Origin of the sequence: Bifidobacterium commune (assembly GCF_900094885.1) — a bacterium.
Taxonomy (GTDB): Bacteria; Actinomycetota; Actinomycetes; order Actinomycetales; family Bifidobacteriaceae; genus Bifidobacterium; species Bifidobacterium commune.
Window position 1 is genome coordinate 463,666 of record NZ_FMBL01000001.1, and the last position, 14,568, is coordinate 478,233.

The window sequence follows — 14,568 nt, forward strand, 5'->3', positions numbered from 1 at the left end:
CGGACGATGATGAAGGATGAAAAGTCGGTACGCGCGCAGCAGGGCGATCAGCCGGCCTGGGATTTCGACAGCGAAGGGCAGGAAGTGATGGAGAACACCGGTATTGCACAATATGCGCCCGGTTCGCTCGAGTGGATTGCTTCACTGCAGCACACCGATGCGGACGCGTCGCGACTGGCTCGACTGGATGTTGCAGAACTGACCAGTCAGGCAGCCGAACGGTTGTGGGCCAGAGTGGCCGCTTGGGTCGAAAGCGACCAAATGGCTTACTACATCGATGACAATCCCATCAGCTCAGATGCTGCATATGACACGTTCCTGCGTTGTCTCCAGCAGCTTGAGGCAGATTTTCCTTCGTTGGACAATCCGCAGTCGCCAACGCACCGGGTCGGTGGAACGTTTTCGAACGAGTTTCCCGACGTCAAGCTTCCGTCAAAAATGCTCAGTCTCGATGACGTCTTTTCTTTGGAGGAATTGAAGGAGTGGTATGACGGTGTTCTCAAAGCCTTGGAATGGCCTGAAAATAAGCCCTTGCCCATGACCTGTGAGATTAAGATTGATGGCTTGGCCTTGGACTTGCTTTATCATGACGGTGTTTTGGAGCGAGGGCTCACGCGTGGTGATGGAATGACAGGTGAGGATATCACCACAAATGTGCGTACCATTTCCACGATCCCGCAAAATCTTAAGGGATCGACGCAAGATATACCGGAATTTGTGGAGGTGCGCGGTGAGGTTTTCATGCGCTGGGACGATTTTCGTGATTTGAACAAACGTAACGAAGAAGGCGGTAAGCCTCCGTTTGCCAACCCTCGTAATGCTGCTGCGGGATCGTTGCGCCAGAAGGATCCTCGCATCACTGCTACGCGCCCTCTGAGTTTCTATGCGCATGGTTTGGGTACGTTGAAATGGGCATCCGGATCCGCCAACGAAGGTCATGATGAAGTCAATGACCAGTCCGAGGCCTACGCGTTGTATGAGAAGTGGGGGATTCCAGTCTCTTCCCACAACCATGAAGTCACTACGTTCGACCAGATACTGGAGATGATCGAGTACTACGGCGAGAACCGCGGCGACATCGAGCATGCAATCGACGGCATTGTGGTTAAGGTCGATGATCTGGCTCTGCAGCGACACTTGGGTGCCACTTCGCGAGCGCCACGCTGGGCTATTGCCTATAAATATCCGCCGGAGGAAGTCAACACCAAGCTGCTTGACATCGTTGTGCAAGTCGGGCGCACCGGACGTGTTACTCCTGTTGCTGTCTTGCAACCTGTGTATGTAGCCGGTTCGACAGTGGCTTCTGCGACGTTGCACAACCCTTCTGAGGTAAAGCACAAGAACCTGCTGATTGGGGACACGGTTGTAGTTCGTAAGGCCGGCGATGTGATTCCTGAAATCGTTGGCCCCGTGCTGGAACGAAGAAAAGGCCGAGAGAACGAACTGCATGAATTTGTTATGCCCACACATTGTCCCTCTTGCAATACACCGCTGGCACCCGCGAAAGAAGGTGACAAGGATATTCGTTGTCCGAACGTTGAAGCATGTCCGGCGCAGTTTACTCAGCGGGTGATGAATCTTGCCGGCCGTAAAGCCCTTGATATCGAACATTTGGGAGAACAGAGCGCTATCGCGCTGACCAATCCGGAAGAGAACCGGCCCGATTCCGTACAAACATATGCGCCTGATCTTCGTGACATTGAAGTCGGACCAGGGCAGGAACCTGAACCGTACGAACCTGTGGCTGGCTTGCAGTTGCCTGAACGACAGATGCCGGTGCTTACCAGCGAAGCGGATCTGTTTTCATTGACTTCGTCCGGTCTTAAGGATGTGGAAGTCTGGCGTGAATCTCCGATTATCGAAGTGGGTGTGCATGTCGACAGCAATGGGCGTAAGCATAAATACCGTCATAACCGTGGGGGTTCAGGACTTTGGCATCGGGTCCCAGCTTTTTGGACGACGCCGACCGAGGCCAAAAGAAGCAAGGTCAACGATTCGTTAAACAAAGACGTTCGTCCTACAGCATCGGTATCGGATAAGGCGGAATCGGCTCAATCTTGTGTATCGGATAAATCTGCAGAGGACTCGGTGCCGTCGCCATATCCGGAGTATGACGTTCCCGACGATGCTGTGATAGTCGGAACCAAGCATCGCAAAACACGCGAAGGCTTTAGTGAACAGCCGGTTTATGTTCGTCCGGGCGAGAACACCAAGAAGATGCTGGAGGAAATTGATAAGGCCAAGCAGGCCGATTTATGGCGTGTACTGGTCGCGTTGTCGATTCGTCGTCTCGGACCTCCTACTGCAAGGCTTCTGGCGAATCGTTTTGGTTCGCTTGAGGCAATTGCACAGGCAGATATCGAAGACTTGGTGACCATTGACGGAATCGGTCAGGAAATAGCGGAATCAGTGGTCTCATGGTTCACTGATGCGAAAAGGCCGGGCGATTGGCGAGGTAGGATTCTCGAAGCTTGGAAGGAAGCCGGTGTCGGCCAGAACGTTGAAGAGAATACGTTGCCACAGACTCTTGAGGGCCTCACAGTGGTTGTCACAGGTTCGTTGGAAGGCTATAGTCGAGAATCGGCCAAGGAAGCTATCGTTGAACGCGGTGGCAAGGCAGCGGGTTCGGTGAGCAAAAAAACCAACTACGTTGTTATTGGTGCAAATGCGGGATCTAAAGCCGCAAAAGCAGAGGAATTGGGTGTTCCGCAACTTGATGAAAAGCAGTTCGGCGCATTGCTGGAAAACGGCGAGTCGGCCGTCAAGGCCTGAGTGGCATTCCAATCCTCACGTCTTGGAATGCCAACAATCGCCAGATGCAGACATGGCAGCAATGTCGAGTTCGCTTCTGTCGCTGTGTGTCGGGTTGAAATGGTCATCCTGGGACGCGTAAAGCGATAATGCAGTATTCGAAACCCCAGAAGAAAGTACTGGCGGGCCGTCTTTGAAAACGATACAGTGGAATGACCAAGTACACAAGGAAGGCGCGATGACGGATAACGATACGATTGAACAGCGGATTGAGCATGAGGTTTATGATCGTCTTTGCCATGTCATAGACCCTGAACTCGGCCGCTCCGTCACAGATTTGGGAATGATTCCCGAAGTGAGGGTAAGTCCTAGCGACGAAACAGACAATGGCTATGAAGTAACAGTACATGTTGAACTGACCGTTCCCGGGTGCCCGCTTTCTAAGACGATTAGCACCCGCATACAAGAGGCCGTACGATCGTATCCCGGTTCAGCGTTGACACCGAGAATTGAAATAGGTGCTATGAGTTCTGAAAAGCTGAAACGTTTGGTTGGCGAATTGAAAGCAGAGAGACGAGAGAATCCATTCAACAAGCCAGGCACCAAAACCCGTATTTTCGCTATTGCTTCTGGTAAGGGTGGTGTCGGCAAATCTTCAGTGACCGCCAATCTCGCGGCAACGTTCTCGGCGCTCGGCTATGATACGGCAGTTATCGATGCTGATATCTACGGTTTTTCACTACCTGCTCTGTTTGGAATTAATACGCGCCCGACCGATCTGAATGGGATGCTTATGCCTGTGGTTGCTTGGGGTGTCAAGATGATTTCCATCGGTATGTTCGCTGGGTCGGATCGGGCGATTTTGTGGCGTGGTCCTCGCCTTCAACGTTCGCTTGAACAGTTTCTTGCTGATGTTTGGTGGGGAAGTCCTGATGTGCTGTTGCTTGATTTGGCTCCGGGCACTGGAGACATGGCCATTTCCGTGGCGCAGGCGCTGCCTAATGCCGAATTGGTAATTGTGACGACTCCGCAACCAAGTGCCTCAGATGTTGCCGTTCGTTCGGGTTTGGTCGCTTTGCAGGTGCCGATGAACGTGCGTGGTGTGGTGGAGAACATGAGCTACTACGATTATAACAACGAGCGTCTGCGTATTTTCGGGGAGGGTGGAGGACAGCGGGTAGCTGATCAGCTGACTGAGGCTTTGGGCTTCGATGTTCCTTTGTTGGCTCAATTGCCGCTTCAGCCCGAAATAAGGGAAATCGGCGAATCGGGTCGACCTGCCGTGCTTACCCGTGATGGGAAGTTGGAAGCAAACTCACTGGCTGATTCCTTCAAAACCTTGGCACTGGATCTTATGTATAATCAAGACAGACGGAATCCTAAAAGCACTGTCGCTAATTGACGACTTGTTTGTTTCAGCTGCCAGTGGCGTTTTCATACCCATGTCTCTTTGATCTCATGGCCTACGCGATAATAATTCACCAGCTGTATGTCTCATATTATTTCTTTGTAAATATGGTGAGAAAAATCAATCTCGATCAGTCTCGTTGTCGTTGTTGCCGAATTTCACGATGTTCAATTTCATGATCCTGTAATCCTTAATCACTTAAAGAATGTCGAAGTTTCCGGAATGTGAAGGGTTGCAAGAAGATGCCTAATGACGAATACTACGTCTCAGATGCAGAAATTTAAAAAGGTTGTCGCACTATTTATGCCATGTGCGGCAACCTTTTCTACCAATGATTTCTCGATTCGGAATCTTATTGGTTATACGCGTCAGCAGTTGAAGTACAGTTCGTACTCCAGAGGAGTCGGCGCCAGACGCTGTTGATCAATCTCGTTGCGCTTGAGCGAAACCCAGGTTTCCAGCAAATCGGTTGTGAATACATCACCTGCTGTCAGGAAGTCATTGTCCTCTTCCAAAGCATTGAGTGCCTCATCAAGGGAAGCGGGGACATGCTTCATATTGTCAAGCTCTTCCGGCGGCAGCTCGTAGATGTCCTTATCGACAGGGGCCGGAGGCTCGATGTGGTTGAGCACGCCGTCCATGCCTGCCATCAACTGTGCAGAGAACGCAAGGAACGGGTTGCAGGAAGGGTCAGGGACACGGAACTCTATGCGTTTGGCTGCAGGAGCTGTGCCTGCGAACGGGATACGGATGGCAGCCGAACGGTTCCGGGCCGAATAGACCAAATTCGTTGGAGCTTCGTAGCCGGGCACAAGACGCTTGTATGAGTTGAGAGATGGGTTGGTGAACGCGAGTACTGAGGAAGCATGCTTGATCAGGCCACCGATATACCAACGTGCGATGTCGGAAAGACCTCCATAGCCGTTCTCATCGAAGAAAAGCGGCTTTCCGTCTTTCCATAGCGACTGATGGCAGTGCATGCCCGTGCCGTTGTCTCCGGCTATCGGCTTTGGCATGAAAGTGACGGCCTTGCCCGCTTCGAAAGCGGTCTCATGCACCACATACTTGTACTTCTGCAAGTCGTCGCCTGCATGCTGCAAGGTGTTGAAACGATAGTTGATCTCCTGCTGGCCAGCGCCGCCCACCTCGTGGTGGCTACGTTCAAGCACCAGGCCTACCCGCTGTAGATTCGCTACCATATCGTCGCGCAAATCCTGGTTGTGATCCTGCGGAGCCGGCGGGAAATATCCGCCCTTGACGCGGTTTTTGAAACCGATGTTGGGTGAACCGTCCGCTTCGGTTTCGACACCGGTGTTCCAGGGGCCTTCGTTTGAATCGACCTCGTAGAAGGAACGCTGCGTCGAGTTTTCATAACGAACGCTGTCAAAAATAAAGAATTCGGCTTCAGGAGCGAAGCAGGCCGTATCGGCTACGCCAGTGGACTTGATGTAGGCTTCGGCCTTTGCGGCTACTTGGCGAGGATCGCGTGAATACGGCTCCATGGTGATTGGATCGACGACGGAGTGTGCAACCACGAGCGTTTTGTGTTTACGGAACGGATCGATGAAGGCGGTGGAAACGTCGGGAATCAGTTTCATATCCGAGTTCTCGATGGCTTGGAAGCCTCGGATGGAAGAACCGTCAAATGGTTCGCCGTCGGTGAAGGCATCTTTAAGGAATTCACTCGCCGGCACGGTGAAGTGCTGCTGTCCGCCGAGCAAGTCGGTAAAGCGTATGGAGATGTATTCCACGCCTTCAGTGTTGATGAGGGCTTCGAGGTCTTCCTTCGTTTCGAGTGCAGTCAATGGACCGCTCCTTTCGTTGTGCTAACAATCTTCAAGTTTAGGATAAAGAGTTTCATCGGGTCATTTATTGAGTTACGAATATGTTTCGTAATCGGTTCCGTCGTTATATTTGAACGAATAAAAGAATCCCCTCGCGGTTGGATCGTGAGGGGATGGAGAATCACCGGCCACGCATGGCGCGACGACTGATGCGCTGAGGGCGTGTTGGATCCATGCCCTTGGGAATTCCCATGCCGCGCTTTTCCTGCAGTGTGCGCAGCCTGTCATCCAACGTTTCCAGTTCAAACTTGGTCAGCATAAAACGGCGACGTGGACGAATCTTGTTCATAAAAGCGAACTTGTGCTCGGCGGGCTCGTAGCTTTTGCACTTGAGCACGGCTTTTCGCAGGTCGCGAAGCCGTACCTGACCTTCGCCAGTACCGATGGAAAGGGTGTAAACGGGGATGTTGCTTCCTGCGGTTACACCCTTGATTGCCTGCTTCTGACGTTCCAAAGGGCGCTTGGTTCGTTGCGAATTCCCTTCGGCCAACAGATAGATGCCGTTGTAGCCGGTGCCGCGCCAAATGGCTTCCTTCGTTTTCGGATCAACCCAGACCGGAGTTTGCGGGAAGTTGAATCCTGCCTTGTTGATGTTGCCCAGCACGCTGACGGCTGCTCCAGGCTGGCCTTCCAGCTTTGCGTACCCGACCTTGTCCGCGCGCTTGGTCAGAGTCATGGTGAACAGCAGTACGCCAAGCATTATCGTAAGGATGACCATGAATGTCCAGGTAATCCAACCCCAGTGAAGCAACAGCCCCGCAACCACTCCGACGACAATTGGAAGAAGGAGGGCGCTGAGCAGCAGCCAAGGCAGTGCCGGATCGTCGGCGTGCGTGTAAGTGTAGATCTGTCGAATCTGCTGGATAACCTTCGGCCCTTTTTTCTTGTCTTTTTTCGTCTGGTTCACTTTGGCCATCGACTTCCTCACTTGCATATCGAAAAACAAAAAACTAGTTGACAATGGTACCAGTGATGGCGGAAGTAGAGCGGTTAGGTCTGTTGTGCCAACACGCAATCATCTGGTGTGCAACGGACGGCCATCTGCCTTGAGCAGTGCTTCGCCGAATGCCTCGCTGAATGTCGGATGTGGGTGGATAAGGCCTGCCGCCTGTGAGAGGGGAACGCGGTTACCGATCAGCTGCTGCGCTTCTGCAATGAGATCGCTGGCGTCAGGTGCCACAAGGTGCGCCCCTAGAACCACCGGCGTATCGGGATTGTCGATGTACGCTCCGGTAATCAACGTGAGCGAACCGGAGCTTCCGCTCATCCGTATCCTTGCATTGCCCATCATCGGATATGAGCTTTCCTTGGGCCCGATGATGCCCTGGTCTGCCTTGGCCTCATCCATGGTCATGCCGACGGTTGCAAATTCAGGTGTGGAAAAAACGATTTCCGGCACCGTAGCATTATTGACCGGTTTCGGATTCAATCCCGCAACGGACTCGGCGATGACAATGCCTTGCTCAAAGGCTCGATACGCGAGTGCCGGGCCCTGTGTGATGTCTCCCAGTGCCCAAAGACCCGGTTGTGAGGTGTGTCCATAGGCATCGGTTCTGACCATACCTTGTTCATCCAAGGCGATTCCTGCGTCAGCAAACCATCGCTGGTCGGTATTCGGGTCGCGACCTATTGCCGCCAGCACTACATCTGCGGTGCATTCATGTTCCGTGCTGTCGTTTCCGCAGGTATAGGAAACGGTGGCGCCCACCTTGCCTTGCTTTTCGCTTGCAGTGTTGGTCGTGCATCCGTTCATCGTAGATTCCGAGGTTGCTTCAGCGGCACTTTTGGTTGAATCGCCAAGATATGAAGGCAGTATCCCGGTTTTGACGTTGGTGACATGACTATGAGTAACCAGCCGAATGCCGTTGCCTGCCAGGGCTCGCGTAAGTGTCATCGATGTGCGCCTGTCGGCATGTGAGAGCACTCGCTCGTTACGTATGAGCAACGTCACGTCAACTCCAGCGGCAGCCCACATCGAAGCAAATTCAACTGCGACTGCGCCTGCGCCGACAATTATTGCAGATTTGGGGAATTCTGCAAGGTCAAGTGCTTGGGTCGAATCAATCAGTGCACCTGTGAATGGGTAATCAGGCAACGGCCTGGGTCGCGAACCGGTGGCGACCACGATGTCATCGGCCGTGATGGGCGTGTTTTTTGGTTGATCGGTATCTGTTTTAGTCGTTTTAATTTCAATCTGCTGTTCAGCGGTAATTGAAGCTTCACCGTTGAAAACCGTTATTTTTCTGGCATTAAGCAGTGAGAAAAGACCGTCGATCATGTCACTGACGGATTGATTTTTGAAAGCCTTGAGTTTTACGAAATCAATACCTTCGACCTTGGTATTGATGCCCATTCTAGCTGCTTCGTGGGCATCGTGAATTGACCTGGTTGCCGTGATCAGTGCCTTGGAAGGGATGCAACCGCGATTGAGGCAAGTGCCGCCAAGTCGTTGTTCCCGATTGATCAATGCCACAGAAAGCTCAAGCTCAGCGGCACGTAACGCCGTTGCGTATCCTCCGGGTCCACCTCCGATGACAGCGATATCAAAATGTTGGCTTTCCATGATTATTTCTCCGGGTCTGTTTGCTTTGCTTGTGGTCGTATGCGACATCAGGTGATTAATCAGCATAAGCGGCATGATGTGAAATTTCGCAGACTTTTCAATAGCGTCTCCCGACCTTTAAACGAATGCCTTCGCACGACATTCCAACGAATGCGCGCGAAGGCAACGATTAAATAAATCGGTAGGCGGTACTGTTATTTGGGCCAGTTGCCTCGTTTGGACGAAGAGGGTTTCGGCATGCGCCAACGCCGAAGTTGGAGCGCTCGGCCCCAAGCATAGGAGCCCATGTGGGTTCCCTTTCCGACCGATTGTTCGCCGAATTTCTCGATGAGCTTCTTCTTCAGCTTGCGCCACATGACGAAGACGTCAATTACGGACACGATCAGATAGATATAGGTTAAAGCCATGATCGGGGTATACAGCTGCGGCCATTTCATGGCCACAATGAAGCCGAGAATCATAACTACGAAAAACACTGGTATGAAATATTCGGCAAGGTTGAAACGGGCATCTACGTAATTGCGGGCGTAGATGTGTGCGGGGTCTCGTTCGACGCGTGGCATACGGGAAATGTCACCATTGCGCATCGCTTCGTACTGCTCGTCCTCACGCTTCTTCATCCGTTCCTTGGCGGCTTTGCGATCCGCGTTGCGGTCTTTGGGGACGAGTGGATGAAGATTGCGTTGCTCGGCGTCCTTGCGCTTAGGAGTCGGACGGCCTTTGCCTTCTTTGGCCGCTGCTTGCCTCGCTCCGGAATCGACGGATTCCTGGGCCGTTTTCTTATCGCTGTCCTTGCTGAGGGGATTCCATGTCATGGCTTTGAGAATACGGGAAAGTCTCGACGCTGCAGGTGTCGTAATAAAGTCAGTTCCCGCTGATTCTCGGCATTTTCGTGGGTCTGTGTGATGATCGAATGGAACAGCAGGCTTGATTAAGGAGCATCGGATGTCGGTATTGGATAAGGAAGAACTGCGTTTGAGGGTTGACGCCGATTTTAATCGAATCGTCGAACTGCTGAGCAAGAAGGTTGCGCTGAAATCTGTTTCGGCACAAGGCATTGCCGGGCAGCACATGCGCGTATCGGCGCAATTCGTTGCTGACGAGCTTAAACAGCGTGGCATTGACGCGAAGGTTGTGCAGTCCCAGAACCCTGATGGGACTCCTGGTGCCTTCGAGGTGGTTGGTTCAAGAATTGTCGATCCGAACGCTCCGACCGTGCTGCTTTACGCGCATCATGATGTTCAGCCGGTCCCGGATCCTTCTGCTTGGGATACCGACCCGTTCGAGGCCACCGAGATTGACGGTCGTCTTTACGGGCGCGGCGCTACGGACGACGGCGGCGGCATCGCAATTCACTCGGGTGCGTTGCACGCCCTTGGCGATGATCTCAAAGTCAACATTAAAGTCTTCATCGAGGGTGAGGAGGAGATGGGTTCGCCCAGCTTCATTCCATTCGTGGAGGCTCACCGGGATGAGTTTGCCGCCGATGTCATCATCGTGGCCGATTCTGGCAACTGGAGTGCCGATATTCCGAGCCTCACCACCAGTCTGCGCGGGAACACGGATCTTGATGTGACGGTCAAAGCATTGGAGCATCCGGTGCATTCTGGCCAGTTCGGCGGCCCCATCCTCGATGCCAACACCCTTTCGTGCATGCTTATCTCATCCATGTATGCCAGTGATGGTTCGCTCAACATTCCCGGCCTTGAGGGGGGAGACCCGGTCGGTGGACTTCAACGTGATTTGGATGAGGAGGATGTGCGTGCCGATTCCTCCGTGGTTGACTCCTATCGTTTCGCAGGTACGGGTTCTCTGGCTTCGCGACTGTGGACCAAACCGAGCATTTCGGTGATAGGTTTTGATGCTCATCCCGTCGAAGGATCGTTCAACGTCATCGCCAATGAGACTCGTTTTCGACTTTCCGTCCGGACCGCACCGACCCAGCGTCCGGAAGACGCGGCCAGAGCCGTCACCGATTTCCTGACTGAACACGCCCCGTTCGGCTCCGAGGTATCGGTGGAGACGCTGGACACCGGTATGGGCTGGAGTATGGATCCGAATGCCGAGGCGACTAAGGATGCGTTGGAGGCGATGCGTGAGGCGTTCGGTACAGACGCGGTCAACAAGGGTGAAGGTGGATCGATTCCATTCATTCCAGAATTGCAGCGCATCTTCCCGAATGCGCAGGTTTTGGTCACTGGACCCGAAGACCCGAAGGGCAATGCGCATAGCCCCAACGAGTCGATTGATTTGAAGAGCCTGAAGAACAATGTGATTACTGAGGCTTTGATTCTTGAAAAGCTTTCTCGTTGAACCATGCCTTGGTGTGTGCCGCGGTGTTCGTCATTGCAGCACGCCTTCCGGCATCCAATGCCAATCATGATTTGACAAGGGCTTACTTTAGGATTGTTCACTGACACGGGGGCTGTCTGCCGGCGCAAGTCGGCAGATGGCTGAGATGAGGGTAATCCTCGACCGAATGAACGTGAGTCCGGATAATGCCGGCGAACGGACGTCTCTCTTTCCCGTGCCTTGCAAAAGCACCGATAGGCGGTGTTTACAATGGAAAGGCACAAATAATGTCATCGTCTCAACAGACAAGTTTCGTCTCTAAACCAAATCTCAAGTGGCGCGTCGTGGATATCGCCGTCGCTTCCGTCATAGGTGTGGTCAGTACATTCGTCTATTGGGCGGCCGCTTTGTTATATGGCCCTATCGGTTCTCCTTTGGATGCATTGGTTCCCGGTCTAGGAGGTCTGATGAATGGGTTCTGGCTTTTTGCAGGTCCACTTGCGGCGGTTATCGTTCGCAAACCCGGAGCGGCTACATATGCCGAAGTAGTTGCGGGTGTTCTGGAAGCATTGCTTGGCAATACGTGGGGAGGGAGTGAAACGTTCCTAATTGCGCTGGTTCAAGGTCTGTGCGCGGAAATCGTATTCCTTTGCGTGGCGTACAAGGTCTGGAACGTAGTCACACTCACGCTTTCAGGTGCCGTTTCCGCTATCGGCTGTTGGATGTATACATTCTTCACTCATCTGCAGGGTTTCAATATGACGGGTACGTACGGTCTTTGGTATCTGGTTGCTACGCTGATTTCCGGGGCGTTGGTGGCAGGGACGCTGATGTGGTATCTCTATATCGCCATAGCCAACACTGGTGCCATTGACAAGTTCGCATCTGGACGACAGGTTCGTGCTGCCGCAAAGTGAATCGCGGCGCAATGGGATCAGGCATCGTGGAGGATCGCATGCAAAACCAAAAAGTCGGTGATGGGGTTACGTGCCGCGGTAACGGCGACGGTGGTGAGTCTTCAGACAGTGATTCGTCACGGGACTCGACCGCTTCGTTAGCCGAAGGCAATTCATATGAGAAGCCATTCGCCGAGGTTTCGCCTTCCTCTATTCGTTTCGTGCATTGGGGGTATCGCCACGCTTCACGCCGGCATTTTGCTGTCCGTGGGCTTGATCTCGATATCCGAGCCGGCGAGCATGTGCTGCTTCTTGGTGCCTCAGGCATAGGCAAGTCGACGATTCTTGAGGGCGCTTCAGGTTTGTTGGGAGATCAGATCACCGCCAATGGGGTTCCTACCGGACAAACATCGAACAAGCATGTGGTTGCCGTCGAGGATTCTGAAGGCGGGATAACCGAGGGCTCCATTCTTGTTGACGGTATCCCAGCTGTATCCGCTCGTGGTCGTGTCGGTCTTGTTCTTCAGGATCCTGACGCCCAGATGATTTTCGAACGTCTTGGTGACAATGTGGCGTTCGGTCCTGAGAATATGGGTGTTCCACGTCCGGAAATCTGGCACAGGGTTGAGCAAAGCCTTTCAGCGGTCGGTCTCCAAGGATTACAACTTTATCGTTCCACCATGCACTTGAGCGGCGGACAGATGCAGCGATTAGCCTTGGCGGGTGTACTAGCGATGCAGCCAGGGGCTCTTCTCTTGGACGAACCGACCGCCAACTTGGATCCGGAAGGGGTCAAGCAGGTTGTCGGTGCCGTCCGTGACGCTCTGGAACGCAGCGAAACAACCATGTTGTTGGTAGAACATCGTGCGGGTCCGTGGATCGATTTGATCGATAGGGTCATTGTTCTCGGACCTGCGCCTGAGAGCCGTGCTGAGGACACGGTCGCTCGCGAAGACGGTGGAAGTGATTTCGCTGAGTTCCGCCGAACCGTCGTGGTCGCTGACGGTACTCCCGATGAGGTATTCGGTGATCGGCGGCTCGATTTTGCCGATTTGGGCATTTGGGTGCCTGAACGATATCGTCGGCCTGAAGATGTGATACGTCGAATCCGTAACGATGAAGAGCCAGATAGCGATCCGGCATGCGGAGACGGAACGACATTACTTTCGACCAAAGATTTGGCGATCGGCCGAGATGGCACGGCCATAGCCCGGAATATCGATATTTCGTTTGCTTCTGAGCAAATAACCGCGTTTGTTGGGCACAACGGTGTTGGAAAATCGACCCTGTCGTTGACATTGGCCGGTCTTTTGCGTCCGGTTTCGGGAAATGTCGAAGCCTCGCAGATTTTGACAAAGGATGCGTCCGGTGGTTCGCCGATTGGTTGGACCTCAACCCAGCTCGCGTCTCGCATCTCATACGTGTTCCAGAATCCCGAGCATCAGTTTGCTAGAGGAAGCGTGCTTGAAGAGGTGATGCTCGGTCCTCTGCGCACTGGAATGAATGAAGAAGAAGCAAGAGAAAAGGCCTTGGGCCTACTTCGTCGGTTCGGTCTTTGCCAGTACGCCACTGTCAATCCGTATACTCTGTCCGGAGGCGAGAAACGACGTTTGACGGTGGCGGCATCGTTGGCGGCAGCTCCGAAGATCATTGTGCTTGACGAACCGACTTTCGGTCAGGATCGGCGTACATGGATGCAGATCGTTTCTCTAATACATTCACTGCGCGGTGATGGGGTAAGTGTCATCGTCGTCACCCACGACCGCGATCTGGTTACTGCGCTTGGTGCCCGCGTTGTTGAACTCCGGGCGGTATCCCACGTCGAAGAGGTTGCGGCGAGGCCGGTAACCCAGGCATTGTCCGCATCCGACACCTCGCTGACCGATAAGGTTGGACGCCAAGGTCTCGACCACAACGTAGGTGTAACGCAAAACGGTACGAATGCAACGCAGCGCGATAATGATGAATGGGATTCCGGCGTTTTGTCTGAAACCGTCACCGTTAGTCCGGTCTGCTCCCGAGATGAGAAGGAACGGCAGTCAAGTCGTTCAACGGTTCTTGCCTCGCTGAATCCGACATTCAGGCTGTTCGGCGGTTTCATTGCTGCGGTGCCGCTGATACTGAGCCTTGACTGTGTATCGTCAGGTCTTGCATTGCTCATTGAATTCATCCTGTTTGCTTGCATTGGGCTTTCACCGTGGCGTGTGGTCAAATCGACCTGGCCTGTTTTTATCGGAGCACCCGGATCGGCGCTCGCCGTCTTGCTGTATGGCAAGGAAGGCGGACGAATCTGGTGGCATTGGGCAATGATTACTGTCACCGACCGTTCGTCCCTTCTTGCACTCGCCACCGGCATCCGTATCTTGGCTGTCGGTATACCGGCAATCATTGCCGTGCTTGGGGTTGAAACCACAGACCTTGCCGATTCGTTCAGCCAGATTCTTCATCTTCCAGATCGCTTTGTTTACGGCGGTCTGGCCGGAATGCGTCTGTTTGCCGTGTTGCGAGACGATTGGTACGCACTCGCCGCTTCGCGCCGTTCGCGCGGGCTTGGCGACGAAAACAAGATTAAGGCGTTCTTCCCTCAGACCTTTGCATTGTTGGTCCTGTCCATCCGCCGCTCCACAACGTTGGCCACGGCCATGGAGGCGCGCGGCTTCGGCGGAAAAAATCCCAGAACCCATGCCAGGGTGAGCCGAGTGAACACACGTGATTGGCTCTTTGTCATCGTGTGTGCCGCAGTTCCGACGCTTTCCCTCATTGTCGCCGCTTTCGCGGGAACGTTCACCTTCTTTGGAGGGTGATTTGCATTCG

General features: G+C 53.4%; 9 protein-coding genes. 5 read left to right on the top strand and 4 right to left on the bottom strand.

What is annotated here, in order from left to right; translation table 11 throughout:
- The first annotated feature begins 6 nt into the window (after positions 1–6).
- Together ligA and GA0061077_RS01765 are read left to right on the top strand one after the other, a co-directional pair.
- Positions 7–2,772 (top strand): NAD-dependent DNA ligase LigA, encoded by a 2,766-nt coding sequence (gene ligA, locus GA0061077_RS01760; protein WP_375773968.1) that lies wholly within the window; start codon positions 7–9, stop codon positions 2,770–2,772.
- A 217-nt stretch (positions 2,773–2,989) separates the two neighbouring features.
- On the top strand, positions 2,990–4,153 hold the full coding sequence (locus GA0061077_RS01765; RefSeq protein ID WP_091847206.1) for an Mrp/NBP35 family ATP-binding protein: 1,164 nt from the start codon (positions 2,990–2,992) through the stop codon (positions 4,151–4,153).
- A gap of 374 nt (positions 4,154–4,527) precedes the next feature.
- Here GA0061077_RS01765 and glnA read toward each other — a convergent pair whose 3' ends face one another.
- From glnA to GA0061077_RS01785, 4 genes are all read right to left on the bottom strand, one after another.
- Positions 4,528–5,964, bottom strand: coding sequence for a type I glutamate--ammonia ligase (gene glnA / locus GA0061077_RS01770; RefSeq protein WP_091847207.1), 1,437 nt, complete (start codon positions 5,962–5,964; stop codon positions 4,528–4,530).
- 160 nt (positions 5,965–6,124) lie between these two features.
- Positions 6,125–6,919 carry a DUF4191 family protein gene (locus GA0061077_RS01775; RefSeq protein WP_091847208.1) on the bottom strand — a complete coding sequence of 265 codons (795 nt, stop codon included), beginning with the start codon at positions 6,917–6,919 and terminating at the stop codon, positions 6,125–6,127.
- Positions 6,920–7,018: 99 nt separating this feature from the next.
- Entirely contained in the window at positions 7,019–8,566 is a 1,548-nt protein-coding gene (locus tag GA0061077_RS01780; RefSeq protein WP_091847595.1) for a dihydrolipoyl dehydrogenase family protein, read from the bottom strand.
- A gap of 194 nt (positions 8,567–8,760) precedes the next feature.
- The gene (locus tag GA0061077_RS01785) at positions 8,761–9,381 is read right to left on the bottom strand and encodes a DUF3043 domain-containing protein (protein WP_091847209.1); all 621 of its coding nucleotides are present in this window, start codon (positions 9,379–9,381) and stop codon (positions 8,761–8,763) included.
- 130 nt (positions 9,382–9,511) lie between these two features.
- Between GA0061077_RS01785 and GA0061077_RS01790 the strand changes: the two genes are divergently transcribed.
- From GA0061077_RS01790 to GA0061077_RS01800, 3 genes are all read left to right on the top strand, one after another.
- Positions 9,512–10,879 (top strand): dipeptidase, encoded by a 1,368-nt coding sequence (locus GA0061077_RS01790; RefSeq protein ID WP_091847210.1) that lies wholly within the window; start codon positions 9,512–9,514, stop codon positions 10,877–10,879.
- 266 nt (positions 10,880–11,145) lie between these two features.
- Positions 11,146–11,775, top strand: a complete 630-nt coding sequence (locus tag GA0061077_RS01795; protein WP_091847211.1) for an ECF transporter S component — start codon at positions 11,146–11,148, stop codon at positions 11,773–11,775.
- 38 nt (positions 11,776–11,813) lie between these two features.
- Positions 11,814–14,558: an ATP-binding cassette domain-containing protein gene (locus tag GA0061077_RS01800; RefSeq protein WP_091847596.1), complete on the top strand. Its 2,745-nt coding sequence runs from the start codon at positions 11,814–11,816 to the stop codon at positions 14,556–14,558.
- Positions 14,559–14,568: the final 10 nt, after the last annotated feature.

Excerpts from the sequence above, each read along its gene's own strand:
- ligA (WP_375773968.1), top strand. The coding sequence starts at position 7 with ATGATGAAGGATGAAAAGTCGGTACGCGCGCAGCAGGGCGATCAGCCG.
- GA0061077_RS01765 (WP_091847206.1), top strand. The coding sequence starts at position 2,990 with ATGACGGATAACGATACGATTGAACAGCGGATTGAGCATGAGGTTTAT.
- GA0061077_RS01775 (WP_091847208.1), bottom strand. The coding sequence starts at position 6,919 with ATGGCCAAAGTGAACCAGACGAAAAAAGACAAGAAAAAAGGGCCGAAG.
- GA0061077_RS01780 (WP_091847595.1), bottom strand. The coding sequence starts at position 8,566 with ATGGAAAGCCAACATTTTGATATCGCTGTCATCGGAGGTGGACCCGGA.
- GA0061077_RS01785 (WP_091847209.1), bottom strand. The coding sequence starts at position 9,381 with ATGACATGGAATCCCCTCAGCAAGGACAGCGATAAGAAAACGGCCCAG.
- GA0061077_RS01790 (WP_091847210.1), top strand. The coding sequence starts at position 9,512 with ATGTCGGTATTGGATAAGGAAGAACTGCGTTTGAGGGTTGACGCCGAT.
- GA0061077_RS01795 (WP_091847211.1), top strand. The coding sequence starts at position 11,146 with ATGTCATCGTCTCAACAGACAAGTTTCGTCTCTAAACCAAATCTCAAG.
- GA0061077_RS01800 (WP_091847596.1), top strand. The coding sequence starts at position 11,814 with ATGCAAAACCAAAAAGTCGGTGATGGGGTTACGTGCCGCGGTAACGGC.